The 22,496-nt window shown below is 59.8% G+C and carries 17 protein-coding genes and 1 pseudogene; 13 read left to right on the forward strand and 5 right to left on the reverse strand.

The window, feature by feature from the left end; translation table 11 throughout:
* Positions 1 to 9: 9 nt before the first annotated feature.
* Genes lnt through TSA66_RS05725 form a run of 3 tightly spaced genes read right to left on the reverse strand, consistent with a single transcriptional unit; the run spans position 10 to position 4,283 of the window.
* Complete coding sequence (gene lnt, locus TSA66_RS05715; RefSeq protein WP_040039339.1) at positions 10 to 2,475, reverse strand: apolipoprotein N-acyltransferase; 2,466 nt, start codon at positions 2,473 to 2,475, stop codon at positions 10 to 12.
* Positions 2,476 to 2,491: 16 nt separating this feature from the next.
* Positions 2,492 to 3,175 carry a hypothetical protein gene (locus TSA66_RS05720; protein ID WP_040039340.1) on the reverse strand — a complete coding sequence of 228 codons (684 nt, stop codon included), beginning with the start codon at positions 3,173 to 3,175 and terminating at the stop codon, positions 2,492 to 2,494.
* 19 nt (positions 3,176 to 3,194) lie between these two features.
* On the reverse strand, positions 3,195 to 4,283 hold the full coding sequence (locus TSA66_RS05725; RefSeq protein ID WP_040039341.1) for a hypothetical protein: 1,089 nt from the start codon (positions 4,281 to 4,283) through the stop codon (positions 3,195 to 3,197).
* A 732-nt stretch (positions 4,284 to 5,015) separates the two neighbouring features.
* On the opposite strand from TSA66_RS05725, the gene TSA66_RS05735 reads away from it, so the two are divergent.
* Entirely contained in the window at positions 5,016 to 6,647 is a 1,632-nt protein-coding gene (locus tag TSA66_RS05735) for a GMC family oxidoreductase (RefSeq protein WP_052452128.1), read from the forward strand.
* A gap of 82 nt (positions 6,648 to 6,729) precedes the next feature.
* Positions 6,730 to 6,875: pseudogene (locus tag TSA66_RS27605) on the forward strand (IS5/IS1182 family transposase); the annotation flags it as partial.
* A 16-nt stretch (positions 6,876 to 6,891) separates the two neighbouring features.
* Here the strand turns inward: TSA66_RS27605 and TSA66_RS05740 are convergent.
* Positions 6,892 to 7,110 (reverse strand): hypothetical protein, encoded by a 219-nt coding sequence (locus tag TSA66_RS05740; protein WP_157691615.1) that lies wholly within the window; start codon positions 7,108 to 7,110, stop codon positions 6,892 to 6,894.
* Between the two features lie 521 nt (positions 7,111 to 7,631).
* Between TSA66_RS05740 and TSA66_RS05745 the strand changes: the two genes are divergently transcribed.
* The 10 genes from TSA66_RS05745 (at position 7,632) to TSA66_RS05790 (ending at position 21,109) form a co-directional block, all read left to right on the forward strand.
* Positions 7,632 to 8,777 carry an MraY family glycosyltransferase gene (locus tag TSA66_RS05745; RefSeq protein WP_157691616.1) on the forward strand — a complete coding sequence of 382 codons (1,146 nt, stop codon included), beginning with the start codon at positions 7,632 to 7,634 and terminating at the stop codon, positions 8,775 to 8,777.
* Between the two features lie 131 nt (positions 8,778 to 8,908).
* Positions 8,909 to 11,170 (forward strand): GNVR domain-containing protein, encoded by a 2,262-nt coding sequence (locus tag TSA66_RS05750; protein WP_052452130.1) that lies wholly within the window; start codon positions 8,909 to 8,911, stop codon positions 11,168 to 11,170.
* Positions 11,171 to 11,323: 153 nt separating this feature from the next.
* Positions 11,324 to 12,691 carry a glycosyltransferase gene (locus TSA66_RS05755; RefSeq protein ID WP_052452131.1) on the forward strand — a complete coding sequence of 456 codons (1,368 nt, stop codon included), beginning with the start codon at positions 11,324 to 11,326 and terminating at the stop codon, positions 12,689 to 12,691.
* 54 nt (positions 12,692 to 12,745) lie between these two features.
* Positions 12,746 to 14,101: a lipopolysaccharide biosynthesis protein gene (locus tag TSA66_RS05760; protein WP_040039344.1), complete on the forward strand. Its 1,356-nt coding sequence runs from the start codon at positions 12,746 to 12,748 to the stop codon at positions 14,099 to 14,101.
* A 75-nt stretch (positions 14,102 to 14,176) separates the two neighbouring features.
* Positions 14,177 to 15,415: a hypothetical protein gene (locus TSA66_RS05765; protein WP_157691617.1), complete on the forward strand. Its 1,239-nt coding sequence runs from the start codon at positions 14,177 to 14,179 to the stop codon at positions 15,413 to 15,415.
* Positions 15,416 to 15,417: 2 nt separating this feature from the next.
* The gene (locus tag TSA66_RS05770; protein WP_052452132.1) at positions 15,418 to 16,254 is read left to right on the forward strand and encodes a glycosyltransferase; all 837 of its coding nucleotides are present in this window, start codon (positions 15,418 to 15,420) and stop codon (positions 16,252 to 16,254) included.
* Between the two features lie 45 nt (positions 16,255 to 16,299).
* Entirely contained in the window at positions 16,300 to 18,372 is a 2,073-nt protein-coding gene (asnB, locus tag TSA66_RS05775) for an asparagine synthase (glutamine-hydrolyzing) (RefSeq protein WP_084199332.1), read from the forward strand.
* 122 nt (positions 18,373 to 18,494) lie between these two features.
* On the forward strand, positions 18,495 to 19,349 hold the full coding sequence (locus TSA66_RS05780; protein WP_157691618.1) for a heparin lyase I family protein: 855 nt from the start codon (positions 18,495 to 18,497) through the stop codon (positions 19,347 to 19,349).
* A gap of 56 nt (positions 19,350 to 19,405) precedes the next feature.
* Positions 19,406 to 20,284 carry a glycosyltransferase family 2 protein gene (locus tag TSA66_RS05785; protein ID WP_040039347.1) on the forward strand — a complete coding sequence of 293 codons (879 nt, stop codon included), beginning with the start codon at positions 19,406 to 19,408 and terminating at the stop codon, positions 20,282 to 20,284.
* 21 nt (positions 20,285 to 20,305) lie between these two features.
* Positions 20,306 to 21,109 (forward strand): O-fucosyltransferase family protein, encoded by an 804-nt coding sequence (locus TSA66_RS05790; RefSeq protein ID WP_040039348.1) that lies wholly within the window; start codon positions 20,306 to 20,308, stop codon positions 21,107 to 21,109.
* Between the two features lie 105 nt (positions 21,110 to 21,214).
* Here the strand turns inward: TSA66_RS05790 and TSA66_RS05795 are convergent, their stop codons facing one another.
* Complete coding sequence (locus TSA66_RS05795; protein WP_040039349.1) at positions 21,215 to 22,012, reverse strand: heparin lyase I family protein; 798 nt, start codon at positions 22,010 to 22,012, stop codon at positions 21,215 to 21,217.
* Here TSA66_RS05795 and TSA66_RS26530 point away from each other — a divergent pair.
* A complete protein-coding gene (locus tag TSA66_RS26530) occupies positions 22,011 to 22,271 on the forward strand; it encodes a hypothetical protein (RefSeq protein ID WP_040039350.1) in 261 nt (86 codons plus the stop codon). The genes TSA66_RS05795 and TSA66_RS26530 overlap by 2 nt on opposite strands.
* The last annotated feature ends 225 nt before the right edge of the window (positions 22,272 to 22,496 follow it).

A 22,496-nucleotide genomic window follows, 5' to 3' on the forward strand; every position in this document is an offset into this window, starting at 1 on the left:
CAAACAGTGTCAGCCGCCATAAACGCGCAGAAGCAACCACGACGGTAAGCCGAGGTACAGCGCCGCAAGCCCGAAGCGTTCAAGCCAGCGCCGCACTTCGGTCGCCTGTCCCGGGCGCAGGGCCACCGCCAGCAGCGTGCCGGCTTCAATCGCTGCACGCAGCGCGGCGGCGATCAGCACGACCGCAATCGCCCAGGAGGCCCACCAGAGCGAGAAGGCAGTGAGATAAGCTTTCAGGCCGAACATGGTGTACTCGCCGAGACCGCTGCCAAAGGCAATGTGCTGGTGCAGGTGGAACGCAGGGATGGCGAGCGTGATGGGGAACAGAACGAACTTCGCAAACGGATGATCGAGGCGCCCGCGCCGGATCGCCAAGCGGGCTTTTGCATATGTCGTCGCACGAGACGACGCGCGCACCCTTACCGAAGCGCTGCCCACAGAAGCCAGCGCCCGAGCCAGGGCGGCCGTGTCGGCGAGCGCAATCCCATAGCTCCAGCGCTTGCCCGACGCGAGCCGCAGCGATGCGCCCGGTCCGGGGAGTGGTACGCGCCACGGTTCGATCGCGACGATGTCCCGTACGGCGAGCTCCATCCGCCGCGCGCCGCGTGCCAGCACGAGTGTGCCATTTTCAATCGAGGCCCGCGCCGCAAAAGCATAGAGCACACACCACGAAGCGACCTCGGGGAAAATGAAGAGGCCGGCGAAAGTGCGAATCTGGGCCAGCGTGTGCCCGCGCAAGGCATCGCTGAGCAGCATCGCCGCGCACATCCAGAGCAAACTGCCGCGCGCGAAGGCGCGCAACAGGCCCGCGGCGAGACGGGCAGCCGGAGGCAGCACGGCAACATTGACCGGGAATGTCATTGCAACCGCCGGTTCCGGCGCTTCTTGCGCCTGGCGCGTGCGCAGTCGGGCAAATGCAGCCGCCGCCAGCAGCACGAGTAAGATGACACCCGCAAGCCCAACCCAGTTACCCAAAGTCACCATGAGCGTACGCGGCGGCGCTCCTACGGGCACGCTGCCTACCACCAGCATGCGTTCATCCTTGCGAGCGCCGGCGAGTACGGTGCCGGTCGCGTCGATCACGGCGCTGTAGCCGTTCTGGGTGACGCGGAACTGCGGCAGGCGAGTTTCGATGCTGCGAAATGCGGCTGCGGCATGAAGCAATTCCTTGCCCGGGCCGTCGGCAAACCAGGAGTCGTTCGACATCGTCAGGATGGCCTGCGCGCCGAGCCGGGCACCATCGATGGCAAGGCCGGTATCCATGCTGTCGAGGCAGATCATCGGCTGCACCGGAATCTCGCGCCCGTCGGATAGACGCAGCGGGAACACGCGCGCGCCGGTGCCGGGCTGCCAGGTGCCGGCCCACGGCAGCCAGCGCCGCAGCGCAGCTCCATCAAGCCAGGCAGGCACATACTCGGTGAGCGGGAACAGGCGCGTCTTGCGGTAGTAGCCCAGGATGCCGGCGCCGGGCTCCACGAACGCGGCGGCATTGTATTCGCCGTCCGCGTCGCGGTCATAGGTTCCGAACACGAATGGCACGCCGGCGGAATTGACGATGTCGATGATCTCGCGGTCGAATTCGGCGCCTGCCGCGCTTTTGGGGTGGCCAAAGGTAGTGGGGAACACGGTCTCCGACCATAGCACCGCGTCCGCGTGCTGCCGTGCGACGGCGTCGTAGGTCATCGCGAAGTGCGTGTCGAGCACCTCGCGAACGACAGCGTGAGCGCCTTTTTCCTGACGCTGGCGTTCATAGTCAACGATGTTGGACTGAACCATGCCTATGCGCAGCGGCTTGCCTGCACTGGTCGGCAGAGCCGAGAGGATGATCAAGCCGTAGCCAGCCAGCAGCAGCGGCACCAGCGCGGCAAGCGCCAGCAGCTTGGTCATCGCGCGAACGCCGTCAGTCCGGCGCGCGAGGGCTGCCGCGACGCCTTCGTTTGCCAGCAGCAGCATGACAGTGAGACCCGCAGTGCCGCCAACATCGGCCGCCTGGCGCAGGAGTCGAGACGGATAGAGCCCGTAGCCGAGGGTGTAGCCGAGCGCGTTGCCGAGGAGTTGGAACGTGAGCCATTCCATCGCCACCCAGGCCGCTGCGCCTGCGAACGCGCCGACAACGGGCCCGTAGCGCCGGCCGGCCACAAGACGCACCAGCGCAAACGCAAGGAATTGCGGCTGGAACAGCGGTGCGGCGAAAAGCAGCAAGGATAGGCCAGCGGCTGCTCCTATCTGTGTATAGGTGCCGATCGCGGCCCCGAACCAGGCACCGGCCGCCGCGGTGAACGCAACCGACATCGCCCAGCCGGAGAGCAGCGCACCTGCGCGCGTGCGGATCGCGTCGAGCGTGCGCAACCACGGCACGAGGAACACGAAGCCAAGCAGCCAGCCCGCGCCGCCGCGGGCATACAGGCCGGACATGACTGCGCTGGCGAGGATGGCGGCCAGAATGCGCATACTGGAATGTGTAAACAGTGCCATGGCGTTCAGAGTTCGCTCACTGCGAATCCATTGGTGCGGGGATCACGATGCGCCGGATCGGTAATCCGGGCGGAGCGTGTTCCGGCGGCACTACGCGATCCTTCGGAATCGCGATCGGCCGGTTGGCGGCGTCGACAAACTGGTAGTCGGGCGCGTACATCAGGATCGCTTCGATGGGTTGGCCATCGTCGGTCGCCTGGTGGTGGCGGACGTAGCCTGGCGGAAGCTCAAAATCTTCGGGCACCGCGAGCCCGACCAGGGGCGGGCGGGTGCCGGGCGGCGAGAATGCGCCGAGGCCGGTGTGGATGCCGGCCTGGTGCAGGCGCTCGATGACTTCTGCCATCGTCGGCTTCTCGCCGCGGGCAAGGTAAAACGACAGGTCGCGGGTCGGATCGGCATCCCTCTCCGCATTGGCCTCCGCGTTTGCTTCCGCGATGGGCGGCGATTCGTTTTGCGCCGGAATCGACGAGGGCAGCGCAGGCGGCGTCCAGGTGACGAACTTGTCGCGCGATGAGGGTTGCGCTGCCTTGGCTGTCGCCGCGTTGCCGGCCTCGTCGGACGACATCAGCAGATAGAGACCGACTGCGGTCAGCCCGAGCGCAATGGCGAAGTAGCCCATGGAGGGACGCCAGCCGCGCCGGCCCCGGTGATCATTATCCGGATCGGTTGGTGTCTGGCGGGAGCGGCGTGGCGTTTTCATGGGTTACTGCTCCTTGGTCTTAGGGGGCAGACGGGTTGAAGACTGACAGCCCCCAGCCAATGCGCTCATGACCGTACTGGTTCCAGATCGGGCTCTTGCCGTCGGTGAACGAAGTGTAGCGGGGAGCACCTGTGCCGCTGCTGCCGCCAAACGCACCAGCAGTGATGGTGCCGCCAGTGTAGGTTGGATGGGTATCGTCCGACTGGATGTAGTCGTAGCTGCTGCTCGCGGACACAAAGTGCGTGTTGGAGTCGCGGATCGTGGAGCGCAGCGTCGTGGTGATGCGGGTCACGTAGTCTGCCTCGCTTTCGCCCGCAATGTAGCGCAACGCGTCCGAGTCCACCTTGCCGTCGCCGTTGCTGTCGTAGTCGGCGCCCATGTACTGCGCGAACGCATCGACGCATGCGAAGCCCTTTTGCCGGGCATACTCACACATCGCCCAGTTCATCTTGGCGAGATAAGGAAGGAATGTATTTTGCAGATTCACTGTGGTGCCGGTCGAGGCGCTCTTGCAGGAACTTTGCACGTTGTCGGCGGCATAGCCCGGGTAGTGCAGGTTCGAGATGACCTTGAGCTTGACCCCGGCATACGCATTGGCATTGATGTAGTCCATCGCCTTCGCCACATAAGTCTTGCAGTTGTTCAATGCCGTATCCATCCCGCTGGTATCACAGGTACCGGTCTGGTTCTTGAAAGCCGTGCGTGCTTGCAGGCCGTCGTTGCCGCACATCTCGAAAGCGACGACGCGGGTGGCGCTGTTTTGCATATAAGACCGCTCGGCCACGATCTTGTTATTGTAGACGTCCGAGGCCACGGCGCCAGACTTGGTGCGGCGCACATGCTCCATGTCGGCATTCCACACTGCTGAAAGATACTCCGAGTGCACCACGGGGCCGGCGTACTTCGCCGCGTTGGAAATGCTGCCGTTGTAGCCGGCGAAAATCGAGTCGCCGTAGGCCACTGCTCGGTACTTGGTCGTGGTGCCGGCCCGATCGATGGTCCATGACGCGTTCTGGTTCAGGGTATTGGCGGTCGCCTCTGATCCAAGGGCTAGTAGGGCAAGAGCGGGCATCAGCCCGCGCATTTTGGTACGAAATCGCGTGATCATCTGTGTCTCCTATTAGTGAATTTTTTCGCTGCCTAACAGTTGGACCTCACCACGATTCACCGCGGTCGATGAGCTGAACGGACAAGTGATTTGGATAAGCTCCACGACCAATATAATTGGGCGTTTTATATTCCCCAATAGGGCTCCCTATGTCGTGGATCGCTCGGTGATAATCATCAATTGACCTTGCGAGCCACTGGCGCTCCAATGTCATAAAGTTCGAATTGGTGGAGCTGGAATTGATGATATGTGCGCTGTCCTGCGCCGAATTCGAATTTATCCGCGTCCCATATCATTGGTACTTACAAGGCTGATGCAGCAGGTGGGGCGGCTTGAAATTAGTTTGCTGCGGTTGGCGACATCTTGCGGCCGCATAGCCACCCAGCCCATCTGCCGGCATCCGTTATGAGCAGCACAAGGCCGCCCGGGTGCTTCAGCGCGTCGTCCGGTCGCGCTCCGGCAAATTCAAATTCATAGTGCGATACGACTTCGGCGACCTGCCCATGACGCAGGTAACCGAGTGCCATCAATGAACGAAGCTTTACGGAATCATTCTTCGATGCGACCGGCTTTCCATTGACGGTTCCTCTTCGGGGATGGCGCGACTTGTTAAGTTAAATAGTTTTTTGTGTCAAGAAATGCCCGTGGAATTTCGTTAAAGTGAATTCCACATGACGCAAGGCCTTCGATAGGCTGCACGTCGGCGGATTAAAACCCGATTGGAGGCGATTGATGCAGGAAGCGGATTTTGTGGTCGTGGGCGGAGGTACCGCCGGTTGCGTGCTCGCGGGGCGGCTGACGGAAGACCCCGGTGTCAGCGTATGCCTGCTCGAAGCGGGCAAGCCCGACAATGACTGGCGCATCCAGGTTCCGCTCGGCTTTACCTTTACGGTGCCGACCAGGAACTTCAACTGGGCCTTTGAAACGGTGCCGCAGCCCGGGCTCAACGGCCGCAGAGGCTATCAGCCGCGCGGAAAGACACTCGGCGGCAGCTCGTCGATCAATGCGATGATGTATGTGCGCGGCCATCGCTGGGACTACGATCACTGGGCGTCGCTCGGCAATGCCGGCTGGTCGTATGACGAGGTGCTCCCGTACTTCCGCCGGTCCGAAAACAACGCGGATCTCTGCAATGAATATCACGGCAACGACGGTCCGCTGCATGTGTCTTACCTGCGCTCGCCGGCACCCTTTTTCCAGCTCTGCATCGACGCCGCCGTACAGTCCGGACTCAACCGCACCGACGATTTCAACGGCGCGCAGCAGGAAGGCATCGGCTACACCCAGGTGATGCAAAAGCATGGCGAGCGCTGCAGCGCGGCCAAGGCATTCATCACGCCGAACCTGTCGCGCAGCAATCTGCGGGTGGAGACGAACTCCTGCACCACGCGCATCCTGTTCGATGGCAAGCGCGCCATCGGCGTGGAATACCGGCAGGGCGGGAAAACTCTGGCGATCCGCGCGCGCAGGGAAGTGATCGTGTCGGCGGGCGCATTCCAGTCGCCGCAGCTGCTGATGCTGTCCGGCATAGGTGACGGCGAGGAACTGCGCAAACACGGCATCCCCGTGCTACATCACCTGCCAGGCGTGGGGCGCAACCTGCAGGACCACCTCGACATCAATCTCAATTATCGCTGCAGCCACCCCGACTTGATTAGCATGGGGCCGGCAACCGGCGCGGCGCTCCTGAAAGGCATCGCTCCCTACCGCACGGAGCGGCGCGGCATCTGGACCAGCAATTTCGCCGAGGTGAACTGCTTCCTGAAAAGCGCGCCGGACCAGCCGGTTCCGGATCTGCAGATCGAGATCTCCAGAGGGATTACCAACGACCACGGGCGAAAGAAAGTGATGGTGCGCGGCTTTTGCGTAATCGTGACGGTGCTGCGGCCCAGGAGTATCGGCAGGGTCACTCTGACCAGTGCGAATCCCGTTGATGCGCCGCTGATCGATCCGAATTTCCTTGGGCATCCCGACGACTTGGAGTTGTTCGTCAAGGGCATCAGGATTGCCCGCCGCCTCATTGCCTCGCCCCTGCTGGACCGCTATCGTGGCGCGGAACGCTATACCGGGCACGCCATGACGGATGACGGGCTACGGAAAATCGTGCGCGAGCGCGCCGACACCAATTATCACCCGGTTGGCACCTGCAAGATGGGCATCGATGCGATGGCCGTGGTGGACGCCCAGTTGCGCGTGCACGGCATGACCGGTCTGCGCGTGGTCGATGCTTCCATCATGCCCACGCTCATCGGCGGCAACACTTGCGCGCCCAGCGTCATGATTGGCGAGAAGGGCGCGCAGATGATCAAGGAGCAGTATCAGGAATCGGCAGTGCCGGGCCGGATGACAGTCTTTTCCAGTTGATTTCTAACAACTGAATATCGGAATTGCCCGATTCATTGACGGCGCCAACCGCATGACGCGAAGCGGCAAGGGTAACACTTGACGCTGGGAAGTGGCGCGGACGTACAGCTGCTGAATCGGTTTCGTGCCTTGCTGATCCGCTGGGCCAAGAAAGCGAAGAACTATTTCGCGTTCCTCCATCTCGCCTGCGGCATTCTCACTTGGTCGATCCTACGACTGCTGAGATAGGCACTAAGTCATTGGCCTATTTCTTTTCCCACCATTCGCCAATCAGAACTGCAAGGTATGTCAGGCAGCCGGCGGCAATGATAAAAGCTCCCACAGTTGATTTGTCCTTTGCTAGAGAGGTAATGCCACCGCAAGCGACCAGAAGCACGCCAATAGTCTTGAGAATCGCGCCGGCATTCATGGCTGGGAGGGAGGTGTGGTTTTCGTGCAAGAGGTTGGTTGCCTTGTCAGCCATACGCGCCTTTTGTCTGTCAGCCTCCATGCGTGGCTGAGAAAAGATGGTTTCATTTTGCCACCTTATAAAGAGGATGAATGTAAGAGCTGCTTTTCCAGCAAGCGCGGATAACGATGCTCCATGTTACGAATATCGCAACCTCGTCAGCAGTCAACAAGTTGTCCGTCGACGCGGCGACCCCTTTGTGCGGCCTGCGGAAACGGTATTGAACAAATTTTTCTATGCGACAGAAGCGAAATGGCATTAATCAAAAAATAAAATTGCTTCGCCATTTTCAAGGCCGTATGCATCGAAAAACGGTACTTAATTTTCCACCCCTGCTTCACTAAACTCCATTGTAATGCGTGCCCGCTTTCCGAGCGAATATGTTTGTGCGGCGGAACAGAAAGAGGACGCGTGGAGGCGTTGCATTCATGGCAGCTGCCTCCACAGCGCGCTTCCTCGTTTGATGGTAACGACCGCTCTACCTCTTTGTGCTCGCCAAGGCCGGGGCGTGGGGCTTCATGCAAAGGAAATGCTGGATGACGACCAACTCTACTCTTCTCACCGCTCTATTAGTCGCGAGCAGCACGAGCTTCTTTTCGAGCATGATGATCGTAGGCACAGAACGTTGGCATGGCTCTCATTCCTTGGACCATGACATGAGTGCGGCCCAGAAATTCCACACGCGGCCAGTACCAAGAGTAGGGGGGATTTCCTTTTTCATTGGCATGCTGGCAGCCAGTGCATATTTTTTTCTGAGTGAAGAGACCGACACGACCCTTGTCCATGTCAAGCTCTTGTTTGCGGCGCTGCCTGCCTTCCTGGTCGGATTTGTTGAGGACCTGACGAAAAAGGTGTCTGTCACCACTCGACTGCTGGCCACTTTCGCCAGTCCGTTGATCGCCAGTTGGCTCCTCGGTGCCATTCTCCCGCGCATGGATGTCTGGGTCATCGACGTGCTGCTGAAGGTGACGCCTATCGCGTTGGTGGTAACGGCGTTTGCCGGCGCAGGCATCGCCAATTCAATCAATATCATCGACGGCTTCAATGGCCTTGCCGCGCTCACCGCCATCATGATTCTCGGCTGTATGGGCGTGCTGGCATGGCAGGCTAATGATGTGTTCATCCTGCAGCTTGCAATGACGGGCGCTGGCGTAGCGTTGGGATTTTTGGTTTTTAACTTCCCCACGGGGCGCATTTTCATGGGGGACAGCGGCGCATACTTCCTGGGTTTCTGGATTGCCGAGGTCGCGGTGTTGCTTGTCGTTCGTCATCCATCGTTGACCGCGTGGCAGTTGCTCGCCATTTGCGCCTATCCGGTCATCGAAGTCATCTACAGCATCTACCGGAAGAAATTTATCAGAAAGATGAGCCCCGGCCTGCCCGACCGGCTGCATTTCCACATGCTGGTCTATCGACGGCTCGTCTCGCGCATCATTCCCTCCAGCGAGATGCGGCCCTGGCTTCGCAACGCCATGACAACGGCAACGCTGATGACAATTAATGCGCCGTTTGCCTTTCTCGCGGCGTATTACGGGGACACCAAGCGTGCCGCGATTGCCTGCATTGTCGCGCAAGTGTTTCTGTACATGGCGATTTATGCACGGCTGGTACGCGGACATTGGTGCCTCAATCCAATCGTCGGGCTTGGTCTTCTCCCTGAACACAAAACCAAGTCGATATAAGCGTCCATGTACGGGCTGCCCACGTCTTGTTTAGCCGCACGGCTGCAACGCATGCAGAATATAGGGAATACGCAATGGTCAATGACGACGTAACACAAGTTCCTATTCCTCAGCATTACACTCGCGCAGGCATGCGCGATGAAACACGGACCCAAGCAACGCTATCCTCTTCCAGAACGGACCCGAACCTCTATATCGATCTGATCCTCGCAAACAGTTGGCTTGTTGCCGGGATAGCGGCCATCGTGATCGCTGCCGGCCTGGCATACGCTTTCCTATCTATACCGATATACAAGGCAACAGTTCTTTTTCAGGTCGAGGATATCGGTGCGCTGCCGAGAGCAGTTTCCCCTACCGATTCCCTGAAATCCTTCGATATCAAGACGGCCGGCGCTCCGGAGCTGGAGGTATTGAAGTCCAGGATGGTGCTTTCCGCCGCAGTGGACAAGGCGCATTTGTACATCGACGTGAAGCCCCACTATTTCCCTGTACTGGGCAGTCTGGCGGCGCGACATAACCTGGGAAACATCCTGCCGCCATGGCTGCTGACTTCGGGTCATGTGTGGAGCAACGCAAGAGTCGATGTGACCCGCTTCGACGTGCCAGCGGCATATGAACGCGCGGGATTTTTGCTGACCATCCTGCCAGGACAACGGTTTTCCGTCACGCTTGAAGATGCAGGCGTGGCCTTTACCGGATATGCAGGGCAGCCGCTGCGCGCGAATACGCCGATGGGCCCGCTCGACATCCAGGTTGATCGCATGGCCGGCCGGCCCGGCGAGCAGTTCACGCTCATCCGAAACCCTAGACTCGCAGCCATCGAAAAGCTTCAGCGCGATATCGAAGTTAGCGAAAAAGGGCGGCAGTCCGGCGTGATTGCGGTCGCACTGGAAGACGACGATGCAAGGCGGGCTGCGCTGGTCTTGAACGAAGTTGCGCACCAATATCTGATGCAGAACGAGCATCGCATCTCGGAAGGCGCGGAAAAGCAGCTCGCGTTTTTGGAGAGGCAGCTGCCCGAGCTGAAAAAGACCCTGGAAGAATCCGAGTTCAAATATAACGAAGCGCGAAACCGATGGGGGCTGGTCGATCTGGGCGAAGAGGCCAAGGGCCTGCTGCAGGTGTCGGTGCTCGGCCAGACCAAGCTGCTTGAACTCAATCAGAAAAAGGCGGAACTGATGGCGCGCTTCGAAGCGGGTCATCCCGCGGTGCAGGCCATCACTAACCAGATCGCGGCGCTCAATCGCGAAGCAGACCATGTGAATGGAAAGATCAAGCGACTGCCGCAAATCGAACAGGAAATCCTGCAGTTGCGCCGCGATGTGAGCGTCAACACGGATGTCTACACCAATGTCATGAATGCGGCCCAGCAATTGCGGCTGGCTTCCGCCAGCAAGGTTGGCAATGTACGCCTGCTGGATTTGCCGGAGACACCAGTTACGCCGGTCAAGCCCAAGCGTGCGCTGGCGGTCTTGTCCTCAGCCGTGCTGGGCTTGCTTCTGGGGTTGCTGGCAGTGCTGGCCAAAAAGATGCTGGGCGGGCGCGTCTACAACCCGATGGAAATCGAGCGGAGCCTGCAGGTGCCGGTCGCCGGTATTGTCTTGCATAGCAACAGCCCCAGGAACAGTGCCAAGGACAAACGCAAGCCATGGCTCTCATGGATGCAAAAGGGCGATTCGGCCGCCGTTCTTCCCCGCGAGATGCCGGAAGATGCCGCTGTCGAAGGGTTGCGCCGCCTGCAATGCTTGTTGCATGAATCGCGTGGGCGAGACGGACAAAGAATGATGCGTCTGACCTACGCTCCTGGCGCAGGCAAGCGCCATGGAAGCACCCGTGTCGTCGTCATCGTTGGTCCCACTCCTGGTGTAGGCAAGTCCTTCATCTCCAGCAATTTTGCGGCGGTGCTCGCTTCCTCTCGGCGGCGCGTGTTGCTCATCGACGCTGACTTGCGCACCGGTGCGCTGCATCGTCGCTTCGGGCTGGAGCGGGGAGTTGGTTTGTGCGAAGCCGTCGGCAACCAGGTGAAGCTGGAGCAGGCAGTACACCGGGAGGTCATGCCTTTCCTCGATTTTCTTTCCACAGGCGGTCTGCCCAGGAGGCCCGTCGATGTGCTGTCCGATTCACAGTTTGGCGACATGCTGCAGCATGCCGCTGGCACATATGACGTCGTCGTCATCGACACGGCTCCCTTGCTCACAGTCGCCGACACGCTGATGATCGTGCCGCATGCCGATCTTATCCTCAACATAGTGCGAGCGGGTAAAACGAGTCTCGGCGAAATCGAAGAAGTGGAAAAGCAGCTTGAGCGCATGGGGGCCGGGCGCAGTGAAGTGGTCTACAACGACATGCGATCGCGCCAGACGCGCTATGGCTATAGCGCGGCCTATGTTTGACGGCTCATGGAAGTCGTCCGCGTGCCTGTGCCACGTTAGCCCATGTCCGGTATTCGCCGCCACATCGGGCGGGCAGCGAGGATAGCGGGCAGGGGAGCTTGCACGCGCTGCAAATACCAGTATTGGTCGAAAAATCACTTTTACAGCCACTCCATGTTCACTGTCGCCATTCTGACGCAATCTTATCCCTACCCGTCGGGAGAGCAGTTCCTCGAGGAAGAAATCCGGCATTGGGCATGCGCGCCTGGCGTAGAGGTGACCCTGTTGCCGCTGGCCTGCAAAGGCGAGCCTCGCGTTCTTCCAGCGAATATTCGTGTCGACACCTCGCTTGCCGATACCGCGACAAGATTATCGCGCGCCGCGAGCCTGATGACTGCGGTCATGTCGCCCGTATTCTGGAAAGAGGTCGGACGCCTCCGGATGACCAGCAAGCTCACCTGGTATAGCGCAGTCAAGGCGCTGTATACCGTGATGTGGGTGTTGACGATTCGCCGCGGCCTGAAGCAGTGCCTGCGCCGCACCGGCAGCTTCGATCTGATGTATTGCTATTGGAATGACACGCAGGCTTTTGCGGCTGCGTTGCTCAAACGTGAAGGCCTGGTTCCACGCCTGATATCGCGGCTGCATGGCTTCGATCTGTATGTCGAACAGCGGCCGCGCGGCTACATGCCGTTGAAGTGGCAATTCCTCGCCGAATTTGACCGGCTTTACCCTATATCCAGCCAGGGCCGTCGTTACTTGCGCCAAACATATCGCGCACCGTTGTCGACGATACATGTGGCGCGTCTCGGCGTGGCATTGCCGACCACCTGCGCGACGCAGACGGGCAGCGGATGCTTGCATGTCGTGTCCGTTGCCTTCTGCCTGCCGTACAAGCGCATCGATCGCATTATTGACGCGCTAAGTCTTGTCTCGCAAAAGCGGCCGGAACTACGCATTTCGTGGACGCATATCGGCGACGGGCCGCTGTTCGAAGAGCTGCAGGCGCATGCCAGATCGCGCCTGAATGACGGCAAGCTGGAATGGCAATTCCTTGGGCAGCTCTCCAACGAAGCGGTACGCAACTTCTTCGCCGCGCATGCCGTTGATCTGTTCATCAACTCCAGCGAAGTGGAGGGCGTGCCGGTTTCGATCATGGAAGCGATGAGTTTCGGTGTGCCGGTGGTTGCGCCGGATATCGGTGCGGTCCGCGAAATCGTATCGGACGAATGCGGCGCGCTCCTGACTAACAATCCAGGGCCAGCCGATATTGCCGATGCCATTCTGTCTTTATATCCGAAGTTGAAGCATGCCGGGTTCAGGAGTGCCGCGCGCTGCACTATCGAACAGCATTACGATGCGCGGCGAAACTATGGAGGATTCATTGAAAGTTTGGTGCGTGACAGCGGCAATGTCGCAGCGGTCACGCAGCCCATCTCTGGCGGCGATGTGCGCCAGAGCGAACGGGGTAGCAGCCACGTCGCTGCCTATGCCGGGCAGCCGGCCGGGTCCCGCGCGGAAAACAGCGTGGACGCCGCGTGATGCCAAACCATTGCTTTCGTCCGCCGTCATCTTGTTCTTGCGAGCTTCCCATCCATGCATCCCATTACAGCATTTCGTCTTGATCTGCGCCTGCTGTTCCAGAACTTTGCGCGCATGCTTGGCGTGCAACTTCTGACCGCTGCGATCCAGCTGGCGATCGTCGCGCTCATCGCCAAGGGATATGGCCCGCGCGGGAGCGGGGTATATGTGGTGTCGCTGCTGTTGCCAATGCTGCTGGTGACTTTCTTCAACCTGGGCGCCAATTCTTCCAATGTTTATTATCTCGGGGGCGGGCGGTTCCCGGTTCATACGGTCTGGAAAACCAGTTTGACACTGATTCTGGTGCTGGGCGTGGCCGGTTTGCTTCTTGGGGCAGGAGTGATCCTGTTCAAGTCCGGAGATTATTTCCCCGGAATCGATCGGCCGGTACTGTGGGTCGCGTTGCTTGCATTTCCATTCAGCCTGGCGCAAGGCTTCCTTAACAGTCTGTTCCAGGGGCTGCAGGATTTCCGGCGGCTCAACCTGTGCATGCTGGCCCAGCCGGCATTGACGCTGAGCGGCATTGCGGCATTGCTCGCGGCTGGCCGCAGCGAGATACTGGCTCCCGTATGTGCGAATCTCGCCGGGGCTGCCGGTGGCGCGGTGTTTTCCTGGCTGCTGTTGCGAAGGCACCTGAGATCAAGGGCGCAGGCTTCGTCGGGTGGCTACATGGACAAGGCGCTGCGCTACGGATTCAAGGCTTACCTGAGCAATCTGCTCACCTTCCTGCAAAGCCGTGCCGACACCTTCCTGATCAACATGCTGATCAATCCCGCCGCGGCTGGGATTTATTCCATTGCCTTTCAAATCGGCGAGAAGTTATGGATGTTGTCCCAGGCCGTGAGCATGGTGCTTTTGCCCAAGCTCTCTGCGATGACGAAGGAGGAAGAGCGGCGGGTTCAGATCACGACAGCAATTTCGCGCATGGTGTTTGCCGTCTCGGCAGTTGGCGCTGTCTTGCTTGGCGTGCTTGCCTATCCGCTCATTCCGATGTTCTTCGGGGTGATGTATCGCCCCAGCTACGTCCCTTTCCTTCTTCTCTTGCCGGGAATGGTTGCACTGGCCCCGGCGCGCGTCATCGCCAATGATATCGCCGCGCGCGGCCGGCCGGAACTGAATCTGTACATGGCGATGGCCGGCGTCGTGCTGACCGTGGCAGGCAATCTCATCGCCCTGCCGCATCTTGGCATTCATGGCGCCGCCATCGTCACTTCAGCGGCCTACATCGTCGATCTCATGATGAAGATTCTTACCTATCGGGCCATTACGAAGGCGCCTTTCTTCAGTCTGTTGCTGATGCGACGGAATGACGTGCGCGATGTTGTTGGCGCATTCAAGCCGCCTTATGGAAGCCGGGCAGCTTCGCCTTGACGGTAAGTGGGAATAAGAACGGATTTATCGACAGCAGCATTCGCACAAACGGGTTTCCTTGGAGCGGTGATGGACTTGGAAAAGTGGGAGCATCGATCACATGGCAGCAGCGCTCATTACTGCGCGGCACTTGCCATCGCATTCCTGCTGCATTATCTGCTCACGCCTGCCGAAGTCGCCCATGGACAAGGCTCGATGCCGGCAGATCAGATACGCGCCGTGGCAGGAGGTCTGTGCGCATTCGTTGCAGGCCTGGGCGCGGCACGCGAGACCGGCTTCTACCGCCTGGTGCCGCCGTTGATGCTCCTGAGCGCATGGATTTTGCTGACCAATTGGCCGCCGGTGTCATGGTATGTCCTGGCTTCCCTGGCCTTCATCTGGTTCGGCGCCGTGATCGCGGCTGGATTGGTCCATGGCAGTCTGCGGCCGCTCTTGCTGCGGTCGCTCGACTTCCTGCTTGCGGCCTGGCTAATTTCATTTGCCGTGCAGTTCGCTCTCTATATCGGCTGGGGCGCCGTCATCGATGTCCATCAGATATTCCATCCGTACAGCGAGGCCCGCATCTCCTCCGGTTGGGACGACGGCCTGTTGCGGATGACAGGCGTGCATATCGAGCCCGGAACCTATTCGAACTGGATGTATGGCCTCGTATTCTTGCGTGGTTTGGCGAGGAGGCGGTTTTTCGATTTCTTCAGCGTGGTGGCGATCGCCAGCACGCTGCTGACATTTTCCTTCTGGGGAATTCTGTCTGCGTCGATTTACCTGTTCGCGGCCTGCATGTCCTCGCTATCGGTCATGCGCTCGGGAACGTTGGTCAAGCTGCTCGGCATCGCCGTTGTCCTTGCAGGCACGTATGCCTTCGTGGCAGACCTTGGGATGGACGAGGTCGCGGAATATCTCTATCAGCGGTCGACCATGGGAGACAGCTCCGGCGACTCGAAGCTTCGCGCCTACGACGGCTTCCTGCGCGAATTCGACGAAGTCCTCGTGTTCGGCAAGCCGCTCGACCATGATTTTTGCGAAGGCTGCGAATCGCCCCAGGATGCCGGCGTGCTGCTCAACGCCATCATCCTGCTGGGCCTGCCTGTCAGTCTTGCCGTCTTCGGAAGCGCAGGCTACGCCGCGTATGCGATAGGGCGGCTGCCCGGCCTGCTGGCTTATCTCCCTCTGCTCTTTGGGAAATTCTATGTCTATGAGCCGATCCTCTGGCTCATCTTCTGCACATGCATTCTGACCGTCTGCGTGCTTAGGGAAAGTTCGCGCAGGCTGCCAAAACACCTACCTTCATTTTCCTCCATTCTTCCGGGAAGATAAAAATGCCTATCTCGTCGCCTTCGCACCAGATTCGTGAATTTTCTGTCCTGTTGCCCGTGTATGCGGGGGAAACCTCCGAGAACCTTGAGAAATGCATGGACAGCATCGCAGCATCGACATGCCTGCCCCAACAAGTGGTCGTGGTGGAAGATGGACCTCTTCCTGCCGAACTGCACAGGGCAATCGATGCCTATCATGGCATTCTGCCGCTCGACAATGTCCGCCTGCGCCAGAATGTCGGCCTGGCCGATGCGCTGAATGCGGGCTTGCAGGAGTGCGAATGCGATACCGTGGCCCGCTGCGATGCCGACGACATCAATCGGGCTGATCGCTTCCAGCGGCAAATCGACGTGCTGAACAGTCATGCGGAAATCGGGATCGTCGGCAGTGATACCACCGAGTTCGATGCGGAAGGCGGTACCTGGCGCGCGGGAAGGCGTCTGCCCGTGTCTCCTGACGCCTTGGCGAAGTTTGCCCGCATGCGCAATCCACTCAACCATCCCACCATCATGTACCGGCGCAGCGTGATTCTATCCGTAGGCGGTTATCCGAATTTCCATGGCCTTGAGGATTACGCATTGTGGGTCAGGTGCCTGCTGCGTGGAGTCAAGATCATGAATATCCCTGAGCCGCTGGTGCACATGCGCACCGGTTCGTCCCAGTTCAGTCGCCGGCGCGGCCTTCGTTACGCGAGGGCGGAACTGGCGCTGGCCAGATCGTTTTATGAAAGCGGCTTTCTTGACCTGAGCGGGTACCTGTTCTTCCTGGCTTCCAGGATTCCTATACGCATGCTCCCGGCACCGCTTGTGGCCCTGGTGTATCGCAGCGCGCTGCGCTAGTCCGTCGTCCACGCCATTGGCACCTGCAACCGGAAAGGAATTGATATGTGCGGCATCGTAGGATTTGTGTCGGAAAGGCCTGTTGCGGCCGGCCCGATTGTGCAGATGAATCGCCTGCTTCGCCATCGCGGACCGGATGACGAAGGTTACTTGCTGTGCATTGCCGCCGGCGGCAGAATGCTGGCGTGCCGTGGCGCTGACACGCCACAGGGAGAAACAGGTTTTGCATTCAGTCCCGACAGCGATATCGCTGCACACGGCAATGTGGCGGTCCGCCTGGCGCTTGGTCATCGGCGCTTGGCCATCGTCGATTTGACCGAGGCTGGGCATCAGCCGATGTGCACGCCGGACCGGCGCTTGTGGATTGTCTACAACGGCGAGATCTACAACCATGTGGAGCTTCGGCAGCGTCTCACAGCGAGCGGCTATCGCTTCCTTACCGAATGCGATACCGAAGTGATCCTCGCCGCCTATGACCAGTGGGGCAGCGACTGTCTGCACCAGCTGAAGGGCATGTTTTCCTTCGCGATCTACGATGCGCATGCCGATACGCTGTTTCTCGCACGCGACCGCTTTGGCATCAAGCCGCTCTATTACTGGGCCGCACCGAACGGTTCCCTTTGTTTTGCATCCGAAATCAAGGCCTTCACTGCCTTTCCCGGCTGGCATGCCTGCCTCAACGCGCAGCGTGCGTATGACTTCCTAGTCTGGAGCGTTAGCGATCATACGGATGAAACCCTGTTTGCCGGCGTTTATCAGGTGCGCCCGGGTCACTGCGCGATGGTGCCCGGCAAGGGCGTGCGACCGGATGAAAATGGAAGAATAAAAACGCGGCAATGGTATGACTTGCAGCCGCGGCAATTTTCCGGCGGCTTCGCCGATGCTGCGGCCCAGTTCCGGGAGCGCTTCTGCGATGCAGTAGGACAGCACCTGCGTGCCGACGTGAGTGTCGGCTCCTGCCTCTCCGGCGGGCTCGATTCCTCTTCCATTGTTTGCGCTGCTCATCGCTTGCTGGCAAAGCAGGGAAGCCGTCACTTGCAGGTCAGCTATTCTGCATGCGCCCGCGACGAAACCATCGACGAACGCAAATGGGTCGAGCAGGTGGTCGCGTCCACCGGTATTGACGCGCACTACGTCTATCCGGACGTCTCCCAGTTGCTGGAAGAGCTGGAGCGCATTACCTGGCACCAGGACGAACCGTTCGGTTCGACCAGCATCTTTGCCCAATGGTGCGTGTTCCAGCAGGCGTCCCGCGACGGCGTCAAGGTCATGCTCGACGGCCAGGGTGCCGACGAGCTGCTGGCCGGATATCACGCATTTTTCGGCCCGCGGCTGGCCGGCATGTTCCGCGACGGCAGCTGGGGGGCGCTGTTGCAGGAGATGCGCGGCATGCGCCGCATGCATGGCTATTCGTCGCTTCAACTGCTGATGCGCGCGGCAGACGCGATGCTGCCCGAACGTCTGCGGCAGCCATTGCGCGCATATGTCGGAAAATCCTTTGCCACTCCTTCCTGGCTCGACGTGGACACGCTCGGCGCCCGGCAAGAAGACCCGTTTGCCCAGCGCCGTTCGATGCATCGGCCAGGCGTGATGGCGACCTCGCTGATGCAGCTGACGTCGTCCAATCTGCAAATGCTGCTGCATTTTGAGGACCGCGATTCGATGGCCCATTCCATCGAATCGCGCGTGCCCTTTCTCGACCATGAGCTGGTCGAGTTTTCGCTGGGGCTGCCTGACGAGTACAAACTGTGCAGGGGCGTCACGAAGCGCGTGCAACGTGCTGCCATGGATGGCATTCTTCCCGACCCCATTCGAGACCGCGTCGACAAGATTGCCTTCCAGATGCCGGAAGAAACCTGGATGCGGCATCATGGCGTCCAGGCGTTCCGGGATAAGCTGGCGCAGGCGGTGGAGGCCAGCCATGGAATCCTCACCGATCATTCACTGGCGACGTTCCAGGAAATGGCGCTTGGACGGACTAGATACAGCTCCATGATTTGGCGCATGGTGAGTTTCGGGGAATGGCTCAGGACGTTCTCGGTCGACGTCCAGCCCATACGGGAAAGTGCGGCTACGTGTGCCGGTTCTGAGCGCCTGCCTGCCGCACGTGCCGCATGAGCTGCCATCAGCCGGTCATGCGCCCGGCGCATTCTGCGCATCGCATGCAGCGCCGTGCAGCGCGAACCTGGGTAGCGTTGCTGTCAAATACGGTAATCGCCGCGCCATGCTTGGCGCATCCCGTGCATGCTGCCGTTCCCTCGCCGGGATGCCCTTGCTCGCCGGTGACGTACCAGCGGCAGATGCAGGGGGAGGTGCGCACCTATGCCTTCGACGGTTCGCGTCCCTTCATCAATCCCGGCACCGGCAAACCCGATGCGGCGTACCTGGACTTCGACGGCAGGGGCTTGAGCGACGGCCAGATTACCAACGCCGGTTCGAACACGCCGCACATCGGCAAGGTATTCGACCCCGGCATCGGTCAATCTGTCACACGCGTCCAGGTCTTTCCGGGGGATCGCCAGCGCTATGGCTACCGCACCCAGCTCAATGCCTATGCCATCGGGCCTTACCGGCATTACGTCTATGAACTGGAATTCAAACTCGATCCGCAATGGGATTTCGAGATGCCGGAAGGAGCCGGGGTGCTATGGCAGGTCAAGGGCCATGCCAAACCTTATCAGACCGGCCATGCGGTCATGTCGCTCGGTGTGGTTGGCCATCAATTGCGCTTTACGGTCCTGTATCCCGCCACGGCGGCACGGGCGCGCCGTTGGCCATCGCCGGTTGCCTGGGGCAGAGACGACTATGCAAGGGTGGCGTTCCCCGTGCGTTCCATTGACGCCGGGCGTTATCACCGTGTACGTATCGCGTTCTATCCCGATGAGCGGCCGGTGCGCTTTGGCGGGAAGGGCTATGCCCGGTTGTGGCTGGATGGCCAGCCATGGATCCGGTACACGGGGCCGACCTTGCATCCGGACCAGCTGGCGCCGCACCGCATCGACTTCGGGTGGTATCAGTGGGAGGGCAGGCCGCAGTCCGTGCGCACGGTCTACTTCCGTACTGCACACCTCTATGAGCAGCGCCCCTGTCCATGAATGCGATCCACGCGACATCAAGAGGACCCTACATCTGAACAAAAAGGAGTTGTGCAATGGAAGACATGCTCGTCTCGGTGCTGATGGCAGTCAAGAACGAAGCGGACTACATCAGGGAGGCAATAGAAAGCGTACAGCAGCAAAGTCACTCTTCTCTGGAAATCATCGTTGTCGATGACCATTCGGATGACGCCACCTGCGCCATCGTGGAGGAAATGGCCGCTTCCGACAGCCGCATTGTCTTGGGGCGCTCGCGCGGGCACGGCAAGGTCAGCGCATTCAACCTGGCATGGGAAATGTCGCACGGGGATGTCGTCGTGCTGTTTGCCGGAGATGACGTGATGCCGCAAGACTCGATTGCGAATCGCGTGCACCTGCTGCAGGAACGCAAATTGCCGGTATCGACCGGCAAGGTCAAATCATTCAGCACCGATGCCAAGTATGACGGCCTGATCCTGCCCCGGTCCGGCCCGTCGCTGGGTGGCGGCTCGACGGCGTTTTCCCGCGAGTTCAGCAATCTGGTGTTCCCCATTCCCGAAGTGCTTCCCAACGAAGATTCGTGGACAAAGCTGCACATCGAGGCATTTGCCGAGGGAGTGGCGTGGAACGACAAGATCGTCTCCTACTATCGCATCCACGAGGGCAATTCCATGGCCTTTGGGGCGCCGTTTCAGATGAAGCGCTCGGTGCTTGACCAGCGGGGCATGGTGTACGACATCTTTCTCGAAAAATACAAGGGCAGGCTGTCCCAAAGCTTCCGTACGCATGTCGAGTCGCTTGCCAGGCTCAATCGCTTGCGGTCGGAAGGCAAGGTGCTGGGCATTGCCCTCTTGCCGCGCGTGCCACTGAAGCAAAAGTCGGCTGCCATCTCGTATGCCACCCCTCTGCTGTATTCATTGCGGGTTGCCCTCGAGCGGCATTTGCTCGGCAGGTAAGCGCAAGGACATGTCCATCCCATGAGAGAAAAGCATAAAGTATTCGTCCGGCTGGCAGGCGGTCTGGGCAACCAGATTTTCCAGATGGCGTTTGCCGTGCATGTGGCAAACCGCGCCAATGCGAATCTCCTCTATTCGACATCCGGCCTGGGCACGTACGAGTCTGTGCACGACTACGTGCTCGACGGCGTGCTGGCCATGTCGTCCTATGCAACGTCCGACTGGTACAGCAAATATGTGGTGCCGTTGAGGATACCCCGGCTTCTGCCATTGCGCTGCGCGTATCTGGCGCTGGCATCGGACAGGAACATGGCATCGATCCTGTCACGGCGCCCGAGTCGAATTCAGGTGCTGGACGGATATTTTCAGGAGGTGCCCCTGGAACTGCTCAGGGCCTTGCCGCTGCTGCCATCATTTCGCGCGCTCGAACCGGAAATGGCGGACACCGATCTGGTGATCCATGTGCGTGGCGGAGACTTCGTGCGGCTAGGCTATACCGACAATCGCATCGACAAGTTCTATGCGGCTGCTCTGGCGCGCGTGGGCAAGCATACCTGCATCCGGCGGCCCGTCATCGTCACGGACGATGCGGAGTTTGTGGCAGGATTGCCTTCCCTGCGTGGCATCGATATCCGTTCGGAAGGGACGATACGCGACTTCGCCCGGCTTTGCTTCGCGAGGAACCGGATATTCGGATCGTCCACCTTTGCGCTCAGCGCTGCCGCAATAGGCAATACGCGAGGCATCAATGTCAGCACGGGGACGTGGCTCAAGGGCGATCCGCGTGCCATTCTTCTGGAGAATGAGTCGGCGATTCGGCTTTGACTGCGCCAAACGAAGGCAGGATGCCTGCTTCCGCCTGGCGCATTGCGGTGCCGTTGCACGCCGCCCGCTTACGGGGGAGCGGGCGGGCATGGCGACGCAATCAGCTTACTTCACGTAGGCGTGCGCCGTCTTGAAGTAAATGGAGCGCGTCGACGTAGGCTGTCCACCCCAGTTGTACCAGCCGAAGTCCCAACGGTGGGGACCGTTCTGGTCAGGATGCAGGTTGGGGCCCTTGTACTGGATCCAGAGCGCGCCGTCGAGATACACGTTGACATAACCCTGGCCGCCGAACTGCGGCGGACGGTCGTCAGCGAAGAATTCGATGCTTACCTTGTAGTAGCGTCCGGCCACAATCGGCTTCGTCGGGAAGTTGGTGGCGGCGTAATCGTTGCTGGGCCATGTCACGCTGGTCGGCCAGGTCGTTGCATTCAGCGCGCTATTGGGATACAGCACGGAGAAGTAAAGATTGCTCCCGGTGACGCCCATGCTCATGACAGCATGGCCATATTGGCCGGTCTTGGGCATGCCCTTGGTTTGCCACAGCAGGCCGTCGCCGGTCGCCATATTGAACTGCCAGTTCGGATCCAGCTTGAACTCGAGATCATAGCGGTAGGTTTTGTACGGTTCGAACGGGAAGTTGCTGTTTTGCGTGCGCCAGTTGTAGATCTGCGCATCGGACGGAAACACCTGGAAGCGTGTTGCCTGGGTACCGTCGGCTTCCGTGACCTTCGAAATCCAGGGCGAAATGCCGGCGTTGCTGATCTCGTAATACTGCAAATACTTTGCGTTGTACAGCCAGTCATGCATGTCGGATTGACCGGTCGCCGGATCAACGAACGGCGTGCTGCCGTCAAAATCGAATTTGCGCACAGCTCCGTCCGCGACGACGCTGTAGGTCGCCATGGTGGAAGCCGTTGGCGAAGACGTGGACGTCGCCGGGGATGTTGTGGAGGTCGTAGTGGGCGACGTGGGGGACGTTGTAGAGGACGTCGTGTCCGGCGTGCTGGTGGTCGTGGTCGTGGTCGTAGTCGTAGTACTACGCTTGCGCCACGACTTGGCGCCGAGAGTGGTGGCTTGCGCGTCGTTGTCGCTCGTCGTGCTGTCGTCGCCGCCGCCGCCGCACGCGGACAACGTGAAAGCCAGGAGAACGGGAGCGAGGTAAGGTGCTGCTCGTTTTGTCTTTGGAATATTAATCATGTGAGAACGGAGAAGTCGCCTGGGCGGAACCCTCGTAAGCCGAAGGGGTTTCTTATGTGGTTAAAAACAGCGAGCGTGTGCAACACGACGCCATGCTCTTCCAAGAGAAGGAATTACCGTACAGACTTAATTCCTACAGGAAAGTTCCGAACGGAAATATGAATGGTGTCGGCCAAATGCGGCCGTCACC

Origin of the sequence: Noviherbaspirillum autotrophicum (assembly GCF_000818395.1) — a bacterium.
In the GTDB taxonomy this organism is placed as follows: domain Bacteria; phylum Pseudomonadota; class Gammaproteobacteria; order Burkholderiales; family Burkholderiaceae_D; genus Noviherbaspirillum; species Noviherbaspirillum autotrophicum.